This is a genomic window from Arthrobacter sp. GW822-FHT05G07 (assembly GCF_058799755.1).
The window spans coordinates 107,330-124,590 of the sequence record NZ_JBXALT010000008.1 but is presented as its reverse complement, the minus strand read 5'-3'; the positions used below and the strand labels follow the sequence as shown (position 1 = coordinate 124,590).

14 protein-coding genes and 2 tRNA genes are annotated in these 17,261 nt (G+C 63.1%); 5 read left to right on the top strand and 11 right to left on the bottom strand.

Annotated features, from left to right (window positions below; genetic code table 11):
• Positions 1–12: 12 nt before the first annotated feature.
• Positions 13–1,290, bottom strand: a complete 1,278-nt coding sequence (locus AC1RJY_RS15025; protein WP_498602639.1) for an ABC transporter substrate-binding protein — start codon at positions 1,288–1,290, stop codon at positions 13–15.
• Positions 1,291–1,540: 250 nt separating this feature from the next.
• Here AC1RJY_RS15025 and AC1RJY_RS15020 point away from each other — a divergent pair, with 250 nt between their 5' ends.
• Positions 1,541–2,764, top strand: coding sequence for an ROK family protein (locus AC1RJY_RS15020; RefSeq protein ID WP_498602638.1), 1,224 nt, complete (start codon positions 1,541–1,543; stop codon positions 2,762–2,764).
• A gap of 51 nt (positions 2,765–2,815) precedes the next feature.
• Here the strand turns inward: AC1RJY_RS15020 and AC1RJY_RS15015 are convergent, their stop codons facing one another.
• The 9 genes from AC1RJY_RS15015 to AC1RJY_RS14975 form a co-directional block, all read right to left on the bottom strand.
• Entirely contained in the window at positions 2,816–4,387 is a 1,572-nt protein-coding gene (locus tag AC1RJY_RS15015) for a Na+/H+ antiporter (RefSeq protein ID WP_210063519.1), read from the bottom strand.
• A 126-nt stretch (positions 4,388–4,513) separates the two neighbouring features.
• Positions 4,514–5,170, bottom strand: coding sequence for an SDR family oxidoreductase (locus tag AC1RJY_RS15010; protein ID WP_043470527.1), 657 nt, complete (start codon positions 5,168–5,170; stop codon positions 4,514–4,516).
• Between the two features lie 64 nt (positions 5,171–5,234).
• A tRNA-Met gene (locus tag AC1RJY_RS15005) sits at positions 5,235–5,308 on the bottom strand.
• A 61-nt stretch (positions 5,309–5,369) separates the two neighbouring features.
• A tRNA-Thr gene (locus AC1RJY_RS15000) sits at positions 5,370–5,441 on the bottom strand.
• Between the two features lie 129 nt (positions 5,442–5,570).
• Positions 5,571–6,050 carry a LysM peptidoglycan-binding domain-containing protein gene (locus tag AC1RJY_RS14995; protein WP_014922426.1) on the bottom strand — a complete coding sequence of 160 codons (480 nt, stop codon included), beginning with the start codon at positions 6,048–6,050 and terminating at the stop codon, positions 5,571–5,573.
• Positions 6,051–6,279: 229 nt separating this feature from the next.
• Positions 6,280–8,460, bottom strand: a complete 2,181-nt coding sequence (locus tag AC1RJY_RS14990) for a DEAD/DEAH box helicase (RefSeq protein ID WP_014922427.1) — start codon at positions 8,458–8,460, stop codon at positions 6,280–6,282.
• Positions 8,461–8,846: 386 nt separating this feature from the next.
• Complete coding sequence (locus AC1RJY_RS14985) at positions 8,847–9,512, bottom strand: MOSC domain-containing protein (RefSeq protein ID WP_498602637.1); 666 nt, start codon at positions 9,510–9,512, stop codon at positions 8,847–8,849.
• A 32-nt stretch (positions 9,513–9,544) separates the two neighbouring features.
• Positions 9,545–10,219, bottom strand: a complete 675-nt coding sequence (locus AC1RJY_RS14980; protein WP_011775662.1) for a response regulator — start codon at positions 10,217–10,219, stop codon at positions 9,545–9,547.
• Positions 10,216–11,751, bottom strand: coding sequence for a sensor histidine kinase (locus AC1RJY_RS14975; RefSeq protein ID WP_014922430.1), 1,536 nt, complete (start codon positions 11,749–11,751; stop codon positions 10,216–10,218). Before AC1RJY_RS14975 ends, AC1RJY_RS14980 begins: the two co-directional genes overlap by 4 nt.
• Before the next feature lie 151 nt (positions 11,752–11,902).
• On the opposite strand from AC1RJY_RS14975, the gene AC1RJY_RS14970 reads away from it, so the two are divergent.
• The 4 genes from AC1RJY_RS14970 to AC1RJY_RS14955 are packed head-to-tail and all read left to right on the top strand — an operon-like array spanning position 11,903 to position 16,547.
• Positions 11,903–12,601, top strand: coding sequence for a Tat pathway signal protein (locus tag AC1RJY_RS14970; protein WP_210063515.1), 699 nt, complete (start codon positions 11,903–11,905; stop codon positions 12,599–12,601).
• Between the two features lie 2 nt (positions 12,602–12,603).
• Positions 12,604–13,809: a glutathionylspermidine synthase family protein gene (locus AC1RJY_RS14965; protein WP_014922432.1), complete on the top strand. Its 1,206-nt coding sequence runs from the start codon at positions 12,604–12,606 to the stop codon at positions 13,807–13,809.
• Positions 13,806–15,332, top strand: a complete 1,527-nt coding sequence (locus tag AC1RJY_RS14960; RefSeq protein WP_011775666.1) for an APC family permease — start codon at positions 13,806–13,808, stop codon at positions 15,330–15,332. The genes AC1RJY_RS14965 and AC1RJY_RS14960 overlap by 4 nt, the downstream gene beginning before the upstream one ends.
• A gap of 39 nt (positions 15,333–15,371) precedes the next feature.
• The gene (locus AC1RJY_RS14955) at positions 15,372–16,547 is read left to right on the top strand and encodes an acyl-CoA dehydrogenase family protein (RefSeq protein WP_498602636.1); all 1,176 of its coding nucleotides are present in this window, start codon (positions 15,372–15,374) and stop codon (positions 16,545–16,547) included.
• Here AC1RJY_RS14955 and AC1RJY_RS14950 read toward each other — a convergent pair.
• Entirely contained in the window at positions 16,544–17,191 is a 648-nt protein-coding gene (locus tag AC1RJY_RS14950) for a TetR/AcrR family transcriptional regulator (RefSeq protein WP_498602635.1), read from the bottom strand. The genes AC1RJY_RS14955 and AC1RJY_RS14950 overlap by 4 nt on opposite strands.
• Positions 17,192–17,261: the final 70 nt, after the last annotated feature.

Genomic DNA, 17,261 nt, shown 5'->3' with positions numbered 1-17,261 from the left:
CTATGGTCTGCACTACTGGCGGAACGCCAGGCGCACCCAGTCTGCGTCGAGGGTGCGGAGGGTGGATGCAGGGGACGCGCCGAACACGATTGCCTGCGTGTAGTTCATGATCGGGATGGTGCGGGGAACGAGCACCGAGGGGCCCTGATAGACCTTGGCGTCGTCGTAGTACTGCACCATCCCCTCAATCCGGGGGTCGGGGACGTTCGCAGAGTCCTTGGTGGGAGTGAAGCCCAGCTGTGATTTGTTGTAGGCATCGATCACCTCGGGACGGTACAGATACTCAAGGAACCCACGCGCAGCGTCCTTGTGCTTGGAGGCCTCCGGGATCCAGGCGGCGAGGTCCACGTTGACGCGCACGCGCAAGTCCTCGGGGTTCTCGGTCATCGGCAGCGGAAAGGTGCCGAGCAACAGGCCCGGGGCGGTCTTGGCGATCTCGCTGAACGCCCACGGGCCCTGCAGATACATGGCAGCCTTGCCCTGCGAGAAGGCAAGGTTGCCGTCGCCGTAGGCCCGGCTTGCAGCATCCTTGTTCACGTAGTTCTTTGCCAGCGTCAGCATCTTTTCGACGGGCTGCTCAAAGTCCTTTTGGAATGACACGGAAGACTCCGGCCCAACGTTCACGCCTTCAGCATCGAGCTTCTTGAAGAAGTCGATGGTGTCCACCTGGCCGCCCACAGAGTAGTCGAACCACCCCTGGGCGATGGTCCAGTCATCCTTCCACGTGGCATAAAACGGCGTCACCCCAGCGGCTTTCAGCGCTTCACACGCGGCGATCAATTCGCTCCACGTGGTGGGGACCGCAATGTTGTTGGCGGCGAAGATTTCCTTGTTGTAGATCACGGAGGACGCCATGACCGAGTACGGGAGGGCACTGGTCCGCCCCGGGTATGAACCGTACTGTTCCATCAACGGTTGAAGGTCTTCGCGGATGTGGGACGCTGCCTCCGTACCGGACAAGTCGCTCAGAGCACCGCGCTGGACGAAGCGGGACGTCTCCATGTTGTAGTTGGCAAGCGCGATGTCCGGCGGGTTGCCGCGAACGAAGCTCGCAGATACGACGTCGACGCCGGACGTATCGAGTACCACTTCTGTTTCATCCTGAGAAGCGTTGTAATCAGCAACCAGTTTGGTCATGAAGCCGATGGCCTCCCGCTTGCTGAACGTAAAACGGATGGTCTCTTTACCCGGATCCCCTGATGTGCCCGGTTCCCCGGTGCAGCCGGAGAGAAGGCCGGCAAACAGTGCCAAGCCCAAGCCCATTGCTGCGAAGCGTTTCCTGCGTGTCATTTTCACAGACACCGTAGCCCTTTCGTATTGCGGACCTCAGTGGCCGCATTGCCATCGTGTAGTGGACCGTGTGCATCGCCACCCGAAGTTTAGATAGGAGGTAAATTTACGACCTATCGCTAACCATGGTGAGTGATGTCCGCCACAGGGTCAAGCGTTTGGCGAAATGCGTCGTCATCTAAATTTATGCACTAAATTTAGAGAGACCGTCCTATCGTTCCGATGGACGGCTGAGAAATGGGAGCTCCGAATGCAGACCGGGACTGCACCGTCAACGCAACTGGTACGGCGGGTCAACGCCAGCGCAATGCTCAAGGCCATGCGCGGCGCCGGAGTCGTCACCGGCACCGAGCTGATGGCCGCCACTGGACTCTCCCGCGCCACCGTCATCTCGATTTGCGATGAACTCGTCCGGCTCGGATGGCTCCAGGAACTGGAGAACCAACGAGGAGCCGGTGACTACGTCAAGGGCAGGCCTGCGCGGCGCTTCGTTTTCGACGACAGCGCGGCCAGCGTGATCGGCATCGACATTGGCGCCACCAAGATCACCGCGATAGTGGCTGACATGGCAGGAACGTCCTTGTCCCAGGTCACGATGCCCTTCCGCGCCTACAACGTCCCGGCCGATGAACGCGCAGATGTGCTGGACAAGATCGCCGCCGACGCCTTGGACAAGGCGGGCGTATCCGCCGACTCTGTTCTAGCCGTGTCTGTTGGCGTAGCTGCCCCGGTCAGCCGGGACGGGGAGGTCCTCACTGCCCAGGAATTCTGGAAATCCTTCGATGTCCGCCGGATCGTGTCCGAACGCCATGGTTGGCATGTGCTCCTGGAAAACGATGCCAATCTCGCGGCCCTCGCAGAACGGTGGCAGGGCAGTGCGCAGGGAGTCGACAACCTTGTGGTCATGCTCGCCGGCGACCGTTTGGGGTCCGGAATCCTCGAGTCCGGCCGTTTGCTCCACGGGCAGCTTGGTGGCTTTGGCGAGCTGGGATACCTGGACAACGTGGACGGCGTGGGCGACACCTACGGCATTGCCCACTACGCAACACTGTGGGGACGGGAAGCCCTCGATGCCGGTACGGAAACCAAGCTGACGGCACTGTGCGGCGGTGATCCTGAAGCCCTGACCGCAGAGATGGTATTCAGGGCGGCCGCGGACGGCGACCACTCAGCCCTCGACGTCCTCAACCGCGTGGCGCACCGCATGGCCCGGGCCATTGGCTCCATCAGTACTTTGGTCAACCCTGAGCTGGTGGTCATTGCCGGAGCCGTCGCAGCGTCCGCCAATGCCCTGATCCCCACCATGGAAAAGCAAGTCCGGGACTTCACCTTCACTCCCCCACGCCTGGCAACCTCCGCCCTGGGGGACGGCATTGTTTCCCTCGGCGCGATCCGCCATGCCTTGGACTACGTGGAAGAGCACGCGCTGGATCTTTACCCGGCCTCCCTGTCAAAGCACGTGGCCGCCGGCTGATTCGGCCAGGACCTTACCCGGGGCCTGGCCCGGACCCGGCTCAGCGCTGCCCTAGTCCGGCATGGACATGGTCCGCAGGTCCAGTTGCCGGAGTACCCTGTCAGCCACTTCCGGATCGGTGCCTGGCTCGTTGCGGGCTGCCACCACTTCCTGGCGGGCAGCATCCAGGGCGATGGTCTGAACGGCGATGGATAGTTCCCGTCCACGTTTGCGCTTCTCGGCGACGGATTCGTTCCGCAACGTGCCGTCCAGCAGCTCCGCATGGAGGCGGCGCATCTTTTCCTTGACCAGGGTCACTTTCTCGGCAGGGAGTTCCTTCATGAGGTCGTGGTCTTTCAACGCAGCCACAGCAGCGGACTGGGCGCGCTTGGCAAGGACCTTGGCGGCGTCCTGTTCATGTGATCCGTCCTCGGTCGCATCCAGAACGCGCATGAGCCACGGAAGCGTGAGGCCGGGGAGGACCAATGTGGCCAGGAGTACCGCGCAGGCAATGACCAGGATTTCGTGGCGTGCCGGGAAGTCGCTGCCATCCGGCAGGGTCATGGGGAGGGCCAGTGCCAGCGCCAGGGTGGCCAGGCCGCGCATGCCGCACCACGTCAGGATCAACACTTCCTTGGGCGACGTCGGTTGCAACAGGTTTCTGCGCTTCCGCGCTGTGAGGGCGAGGAGGCCCAGCCATAGGAAACGCACCACGAATACCAGGATGCAGATCACTACGGCCATGCCGATCATCCCGAAAATCGCCGTTCCTTCGTCCCGGATGACGTGCCGGATCTCCAGCCCCACCAAACCGAAGGCCAGGCCAGTAGCAAGCAGTTCCACCACGTCCCAGAAGGCGGTGCGCGTAATGCGTTCAGCGGCGTCCTGCGGCCGCGTATGGCGCTGCAGTTCCAAAGCGGTGACGACGACGGCCACCACACCTGAAGCGTGCAGCTCTTCCGCGAGGATGTAGGCGGCGAAAGGAACCACCAAGGTCACGGCGCTGCGGGCGACCATGGAGGTCACCAGCTTGGTGATGAACTTGGTCAGCCAACCCATCGCGATCCCGATGACGACAGCCAGCGCCGCACCGATGACAAACTGCGGAATGACTTCCGGGCCCACTTCCTTGCCGGACATCGTTGCCGCCACAGCTGCCTGGAAGATCACGATTGCCGCGGCGTCGTTGAAGAGTCCTTCACTTTGAAGGACCGTGATGAGCCGGCGCGGCATGTGGACCCGGCCCGCCACGGACTCCACGGCAACGGGGTCCGGCGGGGCCACCATGGCACCCAAAGCAATGGCCGCCGGGATGCCGATGCCCGGGATCATGAGCCACGCAGCACCGGCTACCACCGCGGTGGACACCACCACCAGAGCCACAGCCATCAACAGGAGGGTCCGCCAACGCACCCGGAAAACCGCCCAAGAGCTCTTCTGCGCCGTAGCGAACAGGAGCGGCGGAAGGAAGATCGGCAGGATCAGTTCGGGCGAAATCTCAAACTCAGGGAAGCCGGGAATGAAGGTGAGCGCAACAGCCAGGATCAGCATCAGGACCGGGTAGGGAAGCCGGAGCCTGTCTCCCAGGCCCACTGCCACCACCGTTGCAAGCAACAACCCGACGATGAGCGCCAACTGATCCATTTTCCTGCTTCCCCTGATGGTGTACGGCACTTCCCCAGGCCAAGCCGAAAAAGTTCCCTACCAACATATCCCGGTCCGCAGGACTGTCCCCGTACGCAGACGGTGCGGGGTCAGTACTCCGCTGGGTCAGTACTCCGTGAGGGCATCCACTACATCCTCGGTTCCATCCTTGAACCTGATAGTTCTGTGGATGGTCCCCGGGAGCTCCAGGACGGCCGCTGTCACCAGGGCAACATTGGCCCTGGAGGTCTCTGTGCCGTTGCCGGGGTTTGCTGGATCCGTTTCGATCAGGCCGGTGGCAGGTTCATCCGTCAGAGTTCCCGGGCCAAGGATCGTCCAGTCGAGGTCAGTGCTGCGCAGGTACTCATCTGCCGCCGCTTTGGCCTCCGCGTAGGCGAAAAACGGGTGGTCCTCGGGAACACCGTGATCTTTGGCAGCGCCGATGTAGGAGACCATCACATACCGTTTGACGCCGGACTCGGCTGCCGCGTCCATAGATCGTATGGCTGCGTCGCGGTCCACGGCATAGGTCCTGGCAGGATTCCCTCCGCCGGCGCCGGCTGACCAGACCACCGCGTCATGGTCGGTGAACGCCTGGGCGAGTTCCGCCGTCGTCGAATTTTCCACGTCCAGCACCTCAGCAGTAGCGCCGGTCTCCGTGACATCTGCCACATGGTCGGGATTTCGGATGAAAGACGTGACGTCGTGACCTTCGCCACTAAGAATGCGGGACAGATGCAGGGCCACTTTCCCGTGGCCGCCAATGATTGCGATTCGGCTCATGGACCCATTCTGTCCCACGGAACGAAAAAAGACCCCGCAGGCGAAGCTGCGGGGTCTTGCTCTGTAGCGGTGGGGAGGCTCGATCTCCCGACCTCACGATTATGAGTCGTGCGCTCTAACCAACTGAGCTACACCGCCACGAATGAGAAAAACCTGTGTCAAGCCGGTCAAAACCGCCTTGACACAGGCCCTCATCCAGAGCCCCCCACCGGAATCGATCCGGTGACCTCGTTCTTACCAAGAACGCGCTCTACCACTGAGCTAGGGGGGCAACGAGTAAATACTCTACCGGACGTTTTCAGAAGCTACAAATCGGCGAAAAAACGCGGAAAAACAGCGCCGACACAATTTGCGAAGACGCGGCCTTCGTGATCTATTTCCGGCTTCGAAGCGGCAGGCTTCAGGGCAGCCGGAGCACCTGCCCGGGATAGATCCGGTCCGGGTTCGGCACGGTGTCCGCATTGGTTGCGATCAGGGCTCCAAGGTCCACGCCGTACTGCGCCGCGATCCCGCTCATGGTGTCGCCCTGCTCCACCACAACCTCCGTGACCCGCGGTGCCACCGGTCCCGGCTGACCCGTCCCTGCCGCGGCCTCAGAGGCGGCCTCCTGCGCTTGCGGCTGGACTTCCGGGGCCTCAGGTTCCAAGCCCTCCTGTTCGGCCTCCTGGGCTGCTGCGGCGTCTGCTGCTGCCTGCTGTTGGGTTGCCTGTGCGGCAGCGGTCTCCGCAGCAGCCTTGTCGGCAGCGGAAACCTCGACGGCGGCGGCATCCTCCGCGGCTTGCCTCTCCGCAGTCCGGTCAAACGGAGCTGCTCCGCTTCTCTCGTCTGCGCCCTTGCCTCCGAAGCCCAAGTTCTTCTTCACGTTGTCCAGCAATCCCATGGAGCACCCTCCTGTTTTCTGCCGACTGTCTTTTCTGCCGACTGTCAGCCGTGCCTCGATCGTACGGCCGGGCACGGCCCCACGGAACCCGCTCCTGTGGGAAATCCCCGCCGCACAACGGCGCGCGCAGCCAACAAGCCCCGGAGGGAAGCAATAAACACATCAGGGGGCCGGCTCGAAAGCCGACCCCCTGACGGGAACTACTTAGTGTTTACCACCAAGGAAGTGTTTACCACTTGCCCTTGCGGTTGAAATCGCGGTTGCTGCCTTCGCCGCCGGTGCGGGGCTTGCGGGCACCGTCACCGTGACCACCGAAGCGGGAACCGCTGGCCTGGCCACGATCGCGGTCGCCGAAGCTGCCTGCGGTGCGCTCTGAACGGTCGCTGTAGGAGCGTCCGCCACGATCAGCAGAGGTACGCTCGCCGTCGGACTTGCGGAAGTCCTTCTTGAAGCCGCCGCTGCCCTTGAAGTTTCCGCCGCCACGGTTTTCGCGGTCGCCGTAACCACCGCGTCCACCAGCGCCGCCACCGGAGTAACCGCCACGGTCGCCGCTGGGCCTGCGTCCGTTATCCAGTTCGAGGTTGATCAGCTCGCCACCGATGCGGGTGCGGGACAGTGCGCGCAGCTGCTCGGGGCTCAGGTCTGCCGGGAGCTCCACCAGGGAGTGGTCCGAGCGGATGTCGATGCCACCGATCTGTGCGGAAGAGATGCCACCTTCGTTGGCAATGGCACCAACGATGGAACCCGGCATGACGCGCTGACGGCGTCCGACGGCGATCCGGTAGGTGGCGTTGCCCTCGGTGAGCGCACGGGTCGGGCCACGGGAACCGAAGCCGTCCTTGGAGCGCTCGCGCTTCTGGTACTCAGGAGCGGCAGGCAGTTCCTTGACCAGCAAAGGCTGTCCACCCTGGGCCATGACGGCCAAGGCTGCAGCGATCTCGGAGGCCGGCACGTTGTGCTCTTCCTCGTAAGAGGAGATGAGGTCGCGGAACGCTGCGACATCCTCGGACTCGAGGGTCTCCGTGATGCGCTCGGCGAACTTGCCAAGGCGCAACGTGTTCACGGTCTCAGCTGTGGGCAGGTGCATCTGCTCCACCGGCTGGCGCGTGGCCTTTTCGATGGAACGCAGCAGGTACTTCTCACGCGGCGTCATGAACAGGATGGCATCGCCGGAACGGCCTGCACGGCCCGTACGGCCAATGCGGTGCACGTAGGACTCGGTGTCGTGGGGGATGTCGTAGTTGATGACGTGGCTGATGCGCTCAACGTCAAGGCCACGGGCCGCGACGTCGGTAGCAACCAGGATGTCGATGCGGCCTTCCTTCAGCGCGTCCACAGTGCGTTCGCGCTGCTGCTGCGGGATGTCGCCGTTGATGGCGGCAGCTTGGAAACCGCGGGCCTTGAGCTTGTCGGCCAGGTCCTCGGTAGCCATCTTGGTGCGCACGAAGGCGATGACGCCGTCGAACTCTTCAACCTCAAGGATGCGGGTCAGGGCGTCCAGCTTGTGCGGGCCCATGACCTGGAGGTAGCGCTGCTTGGTGTTGGCGCCGGTGGTGGTCTTGGACTTCACCGAGATCTCAGCCGGGTTGTTCAGGTACTGCTTGGACATGCGGCGGATCTGGCCCGGCATGGTGGCAGAGAACAAGGCAACCTGGCGGGTTTCAGGAGTCTGCTGGAAGATCTGCTCAACGTCATCGGCAAAGCCCATGCGCAGCATTTCGTCAGCTTCGTCCAGCACCAGGTACTGGAGTTCGGACAGGTCCAGGGAACCCTTGGCGATGTGGTCGATCACGCGGCCGGGGGTACCGACAACAACCTGTGCACCTCGGCGCAGGCCGGCGAGCTGGGGGCCGTAAGCCGAGCCACCGTAAACGGGAAGGACCGTGAAGTCATCAATGTGCTTGGCGTAGGAGGTGAATGCCTCAGCAACCTGGAGGGCCAGTTCACGCGTCGGAGCCAGAACAAGCGCCTGGGTCTTGCGGGACGGGCCGTTGAGGTCGTGAAGTTCAGCCAGGCGGGACAGGGCAGGAACAGCGAAAGCTGCGGTCTTGCCGGTACCGGTCTGTGCGAGGCCTACAACATCGCGGCCTTCGAGGAGGAGCGGGATGGTGGCTGCCTGAATGGGGGACGGCTTTTCGTAGCCGACGTCCTGCAGGGCGGCCAGAACGCGTCCGTCGATGCCAAGATCGACGAAGCGGACGCCTTCTTCTTCCTCTTCTTCTGCCTTCGGGGCAGGAGCTTCGGTGAAGGCGGGGGCTGCAGTCTCAGCTGCAACGGTCTCGACGGGGGCAGCGGCAGCAGCCGGTGCTTCAGCTTCGGCGGGAGCGGAGGTCTCCGCTACATCAGCGGACTCGGTGGTCGCTACATCAGCGGACTCAGCGTCGAAATTTTCGTTGAGATTTTCGGTCATAGGGGGAAATTCCTCATCCATAGGGCAGTCGGCGCGGCCCGGTTGGGCTTGGCCGCATTACTCGTCGCGAGAAACAGGAAAAGGTGCCCTGCTTTTCGCAAGAAGTCCGGCGCTATCGCAATCCCATGGCAGGACTTCCCGCTGCATCTCTTGGCTGCTATCCCAGCAGTCTGTACAGCGTTTTCTTTAGCCGGCTCTCCCTATGAAAATGCCCGCACACATTTGCGGGCCCCAACACTTACCAGTCCTGCCTCAAGAATTGGGCAGGATAAAGGGATTTCCGGAGTGGGGGATATTTCAAGTGTAGGGCACAGAGGCCCATCACCGCGACCCGAGAGCCCCTGAAGCCCGGGTGAGCTTGTTCACACAAGCTCTTCGCTCCCCCGCTAAAGGCCCTGGAGCCCGTTTCTCCGCATGACCTTTTCAAAGACCGGACGGTAGTCCTCCTGCAAACGGATCTCTCCGTCGGCCTCGGCATCCAAGAGAATCTGTACCAGTTCGGGGCTGGGCTCGCTGAACCACTGCCCCACCGTAATGCCGTGCTTGGGGACGAAGGTGCGGTGGATGTGGTCTCCCGCTGAGATGGTGCCTGTCTTGATCACCCTGAGGTAGGTCCCGATACGGCCGGCCTGCGTGAAGCGCTTCACCCATTGGGGCTCACCGATCACCCTTTGGAAGGTTGCGCACGGGACACGCGGTGACGTGACTTCCAGTTCCACATCCAGGCCAATCTTCCAGCGTTCGCCGATCACAGCGCCGGTGGTTTCGATTCCGGCCACGCGCAGGTTTTCCCCGAAGAGACCGGCGGGCAGCTCCCGCTGCAACTCGCCGGACCAGTAGTCCGCATCCGCCTGTGAATATGCGTACAGGGCTTGGTCTTCGCCGCCGTGATCAACCCGGTTGGCCTGCACATCCCCGTGAAGGCCAAGTTTGTGAACCTTGATTGCCCCCTCTACAGGGCGCTTGTCTATGCCGGTGACTCCCACGCTCCCCTGGGGGTCGGGCAGCAACTGGTGGACACGGCAGACGGCAAGGAGGGATGCGGTGTTCATGGACACCAGTGTACGGACGGGCGGAGCCAGGACTAAGGATCAAAACGATAGCCCATGCCGGCTTCCGTGTGCAGGTGGCGTGGTTCAGCGGGATCGCGCTCCAGCTTACGGCGCAGTTGGGCTATATATACGCGCAGGTACTGTGTTTCCTTCGCGTACGCCTGCCCCCACACCTGGGTAAGGATTTGCTGTTGGCTCACCAGCTTCCCCTTATTGCGGACCAGCAGCTCCAGGATGTTCCATTCCGTAGGCGTCAGGCGCACTTCCGAGCCATCCTTGACGATCTTCTTACCGGCCAGGTCAACCATGAAGTCCGTGGTGGCCAGCGTGGGTTCCTCGTGCTCGGTAACCACCCGGCGGGAGGCGACCCGAAGCCGCGCAAGCAGCTCATCCAAACCGAAAGGCTTGGTCACGTAGTCGTCCGCACCGGCGTCGAGCGCTTCAACTTTGTCCTCCGAGGCGTGCCGGGCGGACAGCACAATGATGGGCATACTGCTCCAGCCGCGAATGCGGCGGATGATCTCCACGCCGTCCATGTCCGGCAGGCCGAGGTCCAGCACCACGATTTCCACCGGCTGCTTGGCAGTGGCTTGCAGCGCGTCAGCGCCGGTCCCCACAGTCAGCGCCTGGTAACCGTTGGCTTGAAGGGTGACCTGCATGGCCCGGGCAATGCGGGCCTCGTCCTCAACGATGAGCACCAGCGTCATTGCGGCCCACCGGTCCACAGCGGCAAGGTGACCACCATGGTCAAGCCGCCGCCCGGCGTCGGCTCCGCAGCGAGCCTGCCGCCCATGGCCTCGCTGAAACCCTTTGCGACGGCCAGTCCCAAACCGATCCCGCCACCGGCACTGATTCCGGCCCCGGGCGCAGGCGACGTCGAATCACCAAAACGCTGGAACGGCTGGAAAATATCCACCACTTCCTTATGCCCTACTCCCCTGCCGTGATCGACGATTCTCAGTTCGCTGGCGGGCCGGTCCCCCAAGGTGATGCCGGCGCCGGTGCGGGCAGTCAGGACCACATCGGAGTCGGGCGCATACTTCACGGCGTTCTCCACAATGTTGGCCACCACCCGCTCAAGCATTCCGGCGTCGGCCTGCACAGGTGGAAGGTTGGGCGGCAGTTCATTGCGCAGCCGTTCCTTGGAAACTCCCCTCAACGCCTGCGGCAGCACCTCAGCCCACACAATGCCGGTCAACAGCGGATTGACTGCATCCGCCGTGATTCGCGACATGTCCAGGAGGTTGTCCACCAAATGGTCCAGGCGGTCCGCATACTCCTCGATGGTCTCCAGCAACTCCCGTTCCACGTCCGGCGGGAAACTCACGTCCTCCTGGCGCAGGCTGCTGACAGCGAGCTTGATCCCGGCCAACGGAGTCCGGAGGTCATGCGAAACAGCGCGCAGGATGGACGTTCGCATCTTGTTGCCCTCGGCCAACCTCACGTTGTCCCGCCGGCTCTTCACCAGCTGCTGCCTCTCCCGGACGGCCACCACGAAAGCACCGAAGGCGGCCAGCATCCGCTGGTGCTGGGCTGACAAAGGACCGCCGCGCAGCAGCAGCGTGTAGTGAGGATCGACGACGGCGGCATGGTCGGCGGCGGCATGGGTCACCGGCGGATTCGGCCCGGCACTCGCCAGGACACGCCACTCGGTCTGGGCGCCGGCTGTTGCTGCCAATCCGGGGGCGACCGGCGACTGGGAACCCAGCAGCGACACCGCTTCCATGCCCAGGTTGCTGCGCACTTTCTCAAGGAAGGTTTCCAGGCTTCCATCCGAGCTAAGGATGCGCAGGGCGAGCTCACTGAGCGCCGTGGCCTCCGCCCCGGAGCGTGCGGCTTCCTGTGCCCGGCGGCTGGCAAGCCCCACTGCGAGCGCCACACCACAGGCCACAGCAAGGAAAACCACCACGGTAAACAAAGTGGTGGGGTCGGCGATGGAGAGGGAACCCACAGGGTCCGCGGAGAAATAGTTCAGGAGGACGCTGCCCAGCACGGCGGCCACCACTGCCGGCCACAAACCGCCGATGGCAGCCACCGCAACAGCCACAGCCAGTTGCAACAGCATGATCATGGCGAAGTTGCGGAAGCCGAGGACCGTGACCACCAGTTCAATGCCCGGCGGCAACAGGACTGCCAGCACCAGGCCCGTGACCACCCGGCCGGTGCCAATGCCGCGAACCGGGGGAAGCCGCAGCAGCACGCCGTCGTCGCCGCTGTTATGTGCTTCAGGTCCCGCCATGGCTACATCCTTACACGGTTCCGAATATGGGGAGTTATCCCCATATAACGCTGTCACCCGTGCCTGCACCGCGCACAACGACTAGGCTTGCTCTGAGCATTCTGGTCCGGCGTGCCGCCGGACATTTCAACGGTCTATCCAGGGGGATACCATGGGCCCGAAAGACAGCCCTGACGCAGCCGGCAACAACGGCGGCAGCAGGGACAACAACGCCGACTTCGGAGCGGGCAATAATCAGCCCAAGCCTCCTCCCTGGCAGGTGCCCAAGCCGGAGCTCCATCCTGAGCTGTTCACGCCCGTGGAAAACGACCCCGCCCAAAGCAGCTCCGGGAAGAGGAAGAAATCCCCCGCCGGGGCACCCCCTGCCGGGGCAGGCGCACCCCAGCCCGGCCAGCCCCTCCCCGTGGTTGACCCCTTCGCGAAAGAACGCGAACGCGGCGAGGCCGAGGCAGCAAAGAAGAAGAAGCGCTCGCATCGCCGCACCTTGGTGGTGGGCCTGGGCGTGACCGCCCTTCTGGCCGGAACCATTACGGCGATCGTGGCCAGCAATGAGCAGGAAGCCGACTACGCACAAGTCTGTTTCAATGACGAAACCGGCGAACGCGTTGACGACACCCAGTGCGACAACAGCAGCTCGGCGGGCCGCAGCTCAGGGATATACGCCTGGTACTTCTATTCCCGGGGTGCCAGTGTGCCTGCCGTGGGGCAGAACCGCAGCGCCTACCCGAGCTACACCAAGACCGTGCCTACGGGGGCAAAGTCCTCCACGGGGTACAGCACCAAGGGCGGCACGGTCAGCCGAGGCGGCTTCGGCAGCAGTTCCAAAAGCGGCGGAAGCTCGGGAGGTTAGGCGTGCGTCGACTGCCCTCCGCGCCCAGGCCGGACTGGAAGCAAAAGATCGAAGAACAGGGCCTGGTATTTTCCACTACCACCATGCCCGATGGCCGGAAAATCGAATACTGGAACGAATCGGCCTACTACGAATTCACCGAGGACGAGGTGGAGACCCTCGAGAAGACGGCCGAGGACATGCACATCATGTGCTTGGAGGCCGCGAAGTACTTGGCCACCGGGGCCATGGGCGATATCGGCATCGGGCAGCAGGCCTTGGAACTCGCTGCCGAGTCGTTGATGGCCGCGGACATGGACATTTACGGTCGCTTCGACTTCATCTATGACGGCAACGGCGGTCCGGCGAAAATGCTGGAGTACAACGCCGATACCCCCACGGGCCTGATCGAAGCCTCTGTGGCCCAGTGGTTCTGGCTCCAGGACGTCTTCCCGGAAAAGGACCAGTGGAACGGAATCCATGAGGCCCTGATCCGCCAATGGAAGAAGCTGCAGTTCCGCACCGGCATGAGCACCCTGCACGTTGCCCACTCGGAGGCGGAGGAATCCGGCGAGGATTGGATGACTGCCGCCTACATGCGGGACGTCGCGAGCCAGGGCGGCTGGACCACCATCGGCATCAACATGTCCGATATCGGCTGGGACCCCAACCTGAACCGGTTTGTGGACCTGGACAACTTCATGATCAGCACCATGTTCAAGCTGTACCCGTGGGAGCTCATGATGAAGGAACCGTTCGGGCAACGGCTTCTGCAACGTGCCCACAACCCCCGCTGGGTTGAGCCGGCATGGAAGATGCTGCTGTCCAACAAAGCCTTGCTGGCTGCGCTATGGCACCTCTACCCCAACCATGAGAACCTGCTGCCTGCCTACCTCGGCGATCCGGGTCCCCTCAAGGAATGGGTGGCCAAGCCGCTGCACGGGCGGGAGGGCGACAACATCCGAATTCACGCCCCCGGCATCGAGATCCAACAGCCAGGTGGTTACGGCCGTGAAGGCTGGTGCTTTCAGCAGTACCACGCCCTCCCCGACTTCGACGGGAACCACCCTGTCCTGGGTCTTTGGGTAGTGGATGGCGAATCCGTGGGCTGTGGCATCCGCGAATCCGACGGACCCATCACGGACTACTTTTGCCGCTTTGTTCCCAATACCATCGACGCCCCGGCGCCTGTCGCGCCCCCTGCTACTTCCTACGGAGCTGCACTATGAGCACTGAAACCTCGACGCCGGGTGGCGGCCCAGCGGGCGGCGACCGTACCGCCGTCGTACCTCCCAAAGGCCTCCACGCCGGGATCCTGGACCTTGGCGACTCCGTCATGCTGGGCCTTGCATCCACCGCGCCCGTCTACTCGCTGGCGGCAACGCTGGGGCTCATTGTGGCCGTTAATGGGAACTACACTCCCCTGATCCTGATCCTCGGCTTCATCCCGGTGCTGTTCATTGCCTACGCGTTCCGTGAGCTCAACAGCGCCATGCCGGACTGCGGCACCACGTTCTTCTGGGCCCGCAAGACCTTCGGGCCGTGGGCCGGTTGGCTGGGTGGCTGGGGCGTGGCACTCGCGGGAGTGGTGGTGCTGGCCAACCTGGCGCAGATCGCGGGCAAGTATTTGTGGCTGCTGATCGGTGACGGTTCCCTGGCCGACAACACGTGGCTGGTGACGGCTACTGGTGTGTTGTTCATCGTGTTCATGACGTACGTGAACCATCGTGGCATCCGGCTGGGCGAGCATGTCCAGCGCACGCTGACTTACATTCAGTACATTTCGTTGGGCATCTTCGCGGTGGCCATCATCTTCCGGATCGCCGGGGGCGCGCCTGAGGGCCAGGCCTTCGACTTCGAGTGGTTCAACCCCGCCGGCGCCTTTGCCGATCCCGGCGCCGTGGTTCACGGCGTGCTGCTTGCCCTGTTCATCTACTGGGGCTGGGATACCTGCCTGGCGCTGAACGAGGAGACGGAGAACCCTGCCAAGACGCCTGGACGTGGCGCCGTCATCTCAGCCTCTGTTCTGGTGGCGATCTATGTTTCCGTGGCGCTGCTGGTGATGATGTATGCCACGATCGGTACGGACGGTATCGGTCTGGGCAACGAAGCAAACCAGGATGACGTGTTCCTGGCTATGAAGGACGTGGTGTTGGGTCCTTGGGGCTGGCTGATCATCGTGGCTGTGCTTGCGTCCGTCCTGTCCTCCACACAGACCACCATCCTGCCGACAGCCCGCGGAACCCTGTCCATGGGTGTCCACGGTGCACTGCCTCCCCGGTTTGGCAAGGTCCACGAGCGCTTCATGACCCCGGGCTTCTCCACCCAGGTGATGGGTGCGGTGGCCGTGGTGTACTACGTGGCCATGAGCTTCTTGAGCGAGAACCTCCTCTCGGACTCCATCAGCGCCATCAGCTTGTTCATCGCCTTCTACTACGCACTGACCGGCTTCTCCTGTGTGTGGTTCTTCCGTTCCACGCTCCGGGATTCCGCCCGGAACCTGTGGTTCCGTGGCATCCTGCCGTTCCTCGGCGCACTGTCCCTCACAGCGGCGTTCTTCATTTCCGCAGTCCAGATGTGGGACCCGGCGTACGGGGACACCCAAATCTTCGGCATCGGCGGGGCGTTCGTCAGCGGAGTGCTGCTGCTGGCCTTGGGCGTTGTTTTGGCCGTCGTGTGCCGCTTCGCCCCCTCCACTCGGGGCTACTTCACGGGTGACCGGGCCGAGGTTGGGGTGGTCCGCGGCGAGTAACCGCGACGGAAGGCAGTGTTCGGCGCCTAGGATGCTGGAATGAGCGATTCAATGACGAACACCTCCGACGTCCTTGCCCTCGATTCTCTGCTGACCGCGGACGAGCTTGCCCTGCGCGACCGGGTCCGCGACTACACCGCGCAACGGATCCGACCCAACATCGCCCGGTGGTACGAGGACGCTCATTTCCCGCGCGAGCTCGCCCCGGAGTTGGGCGAGCTCGGTGTCCTGGGCATGCACCTGGACGGTTACGGCTGTCCCGGCCGGACCGCCGTTGAATATGGTCTTGCAGCGATGGAACTGGAGGCGGGTGATTCGGGGATCCGCACCTTCGTTTCGGTGCAGGGCTCCCTTGCCATGACGGCGATCCACAAGTGGGGCTCGGAGGCGCAGAAAGAGCAGTGGCTGCCACGGATGGCGGCCGGCGAACTGATTGGTTGCTTCGCCCTTACGGAGCCGACGGCGGGGTCGGACCCGTCATCCATGACCACCTTTGCCCGCGAAACGGCCGACGGTTGGGTCCTGGAAGGTGTCAAACGTTGGATCGGCCTCGCGTCCATCGCGGACGTCATGGTGGTGTGGGCCAAAACCGAGGACGGAATCCGCGGGTTCCTGGTTCCCGCCGGAACATCCGGGGTGACCGCGACGCCTATCGAGCCGAAGCTCTCCATGCGTGCGTCCATTCAGTGCGATGTGAAGTTCGACGGCGTGAGGCTGGGTCCTGAGGCCGTCCTCCCGGGTGCCATGGGACTTAAGGGACCGTTCTCGTGCCTCAACGAGGCACGCTACGGCATCGCGTGGGGAGCCATGGGAGCTGCCCGGGACTCCTACGAAGCTGCGCTGGAGTACGCAGGGAACCGACTCCAGTTCGGCCGCCCCTTGGCCGGTTACCAGCTGACGCAGGAGAAACTGGTGAACATGCTGGTGGAGATCCAGAAGGGCACCATGCTGGCCCTTCACCTGGGCCGGTTGAAGGACGCCGGTCATCTTCAACCCCAGCAGATTTCCTTGGGCAAGCTGAACAACGTCCGCGAGGCCATCAAGATCGCCCGTGAGGCCCGCACCATCCTGGGCGGCAACGGTGTCACGCTGGATTACTCACCGCTGCGCCACGCCAACAACCTTGAGTCGGTGCGGACGTACGAGGGCACAGATGAGGTGCACACCCTGATCCTGGGGCAACACATCACGGGCATCGGGGCTTTCCGCGGCTAGCCAGACTGAGTCCCGGGCTGTCCCTCGTTGGGTCCGGGTTCCGGGAGCACCAGCAGCTTGAAATAGCCACGCAGGCCCTTGACCACGTCCACCTCGCCGGGGGCCAGCAGCCATTGCGTTTGAAGCCCGTCCCACAGGGCAACCAGGGACATGGCAGCTTCACCAGGATCGACCCCGGGGCGGAGCCTGCCCTCTGCGGCCAGCTCGGCAAACCGCCGCGCGTAGCTCTTTCGGAGACGTTCGAATCGTTCGGTGAAGTAGACCCGTCCTGGGTGCGAATCGGTGACCGACTCCGCGGACAGAACGGTGTACAACTCAACCACGCCCGGGATGTTTTCGTTGAAGAGCGCCGTCCGGATCACCGAGTCAACCAGGCCTTCTTCCATGTCGTCCGGAAAGGCGTCGCCCGTGATTTCGTCGCGGCGCTCCAGGACTGCCATCAGGAGATCGCGTTTGGAAGGGAAATAGTGCAGCAGGCTGGTTTGGCTTAGCCCCACCCGATCGGCAACGTCCTGCAGTGATCCACCACGGTAGCCGTGGGCAGCAAACACCTCATGGGCGGCGTCCAGAATGGTCCGGCGCCGTTCTTCGGATTTCGCGTACGGACCCCGCCTCGCTGCGCGGCCCACGTCCTTTGTGGTCATGGCAAGCCAGTGTACATGCGTCTTGGAACCCTCTTTGCGAAATTCGAGTACCCACTCGAATTTTCTGTTA

Coding starts and splice junctions, on each gene's coding strand:
- AC1RJY_RS14960 (WP_011775666.1), top strand. CDS start 13,806: ATGAGCACTGAAACCTCGACGCCGGGTGGCGGCCCAGCGGGCGGCGAC.
- AC1RJY_RS15025 (WP_498602639.1), bottom strand. CDS start 1,290: ATGACACGCAGGAAACGCTTCGCAGCAATGGGCTTGGGCTTGGCACTG.
- AC1RJY_RS14995 (WP_014922426.1), bottom strand. CDS start 6,050: ATGGGATTGCTGGACAACGTGAAGAAGAACTTGGGCTTCGGAGGCAAG.
- AC1RJY_RS15010 (WP_043470527.1), bottom strand. CDS start 5,170: ATGAGCCGAATCGCAATCATTGGCGGCCACGGGAAAGTGGCCCTGCAT.
- AC1RJY_RS14955 (WP_498602636.1), top strand. CDS start 15,372: ATGAGCGATTCAATGACGAACACCTCCGACGTCCTTGCCCTCGATTCT.
- AC1RJY_RS14985 (WP_498602637.1), bottom strand. CDS start 9,512: ATGAACACCGCATCCCTCCTTGCCGTCTGCCGTGTCCACCAGTTGCTG.
- AC1RJY_RS14970 (WP_210063515.1), top strand. CDS start 11,903: ATGGGCCCGAAAGACAGCCCTGACGCAGCCGGCAACAACGGCGGCAGC.
- AC1RJY_RS14980 (WP_011775662.1), bottom strand. CDS start 10,219: ATGACGCTGGTGCTCATCGTTGAGGACGAGGCCCGCATTGCCCGGGCC.
- AC1RJY_RS14950 (WP_498602635.1), bottom strand. CDS start 17,191: ATGACCACAAAGGACGTGGGCCGCGCAGCGAGGCGGGGTCCGTACGCG.
- AC1RJY_RS14990 (WP_014922427.1), bottom strand. CDS start 8,460: ATGACCGAAAATCTCAACGAAAATTTCGACGCTGAGTCCGCTGATGTA.
- AC1RJY_RS15015 (WP_210063519.1), bottom strand. CDS start 4,387: ATGGATCAGTTGGCGCTCATCGTCGGGTTGTTGCTTGCAACGGTGGTG.
- AC1RJY_RS14975 (WP_014922430.1), bottom strand. CDS start 11,751: ATGGCGGGACCTGAAGCACATAACAGCGGCGACGACGGCGTGCTGCTG.
- AC1RJY_RS15020 (WP_498602638.1), top strand. CDS start 1,541: ATGCAGACCGGGACTGCACCGTCAACGCAACTGGTACGGCGGGTCAAC.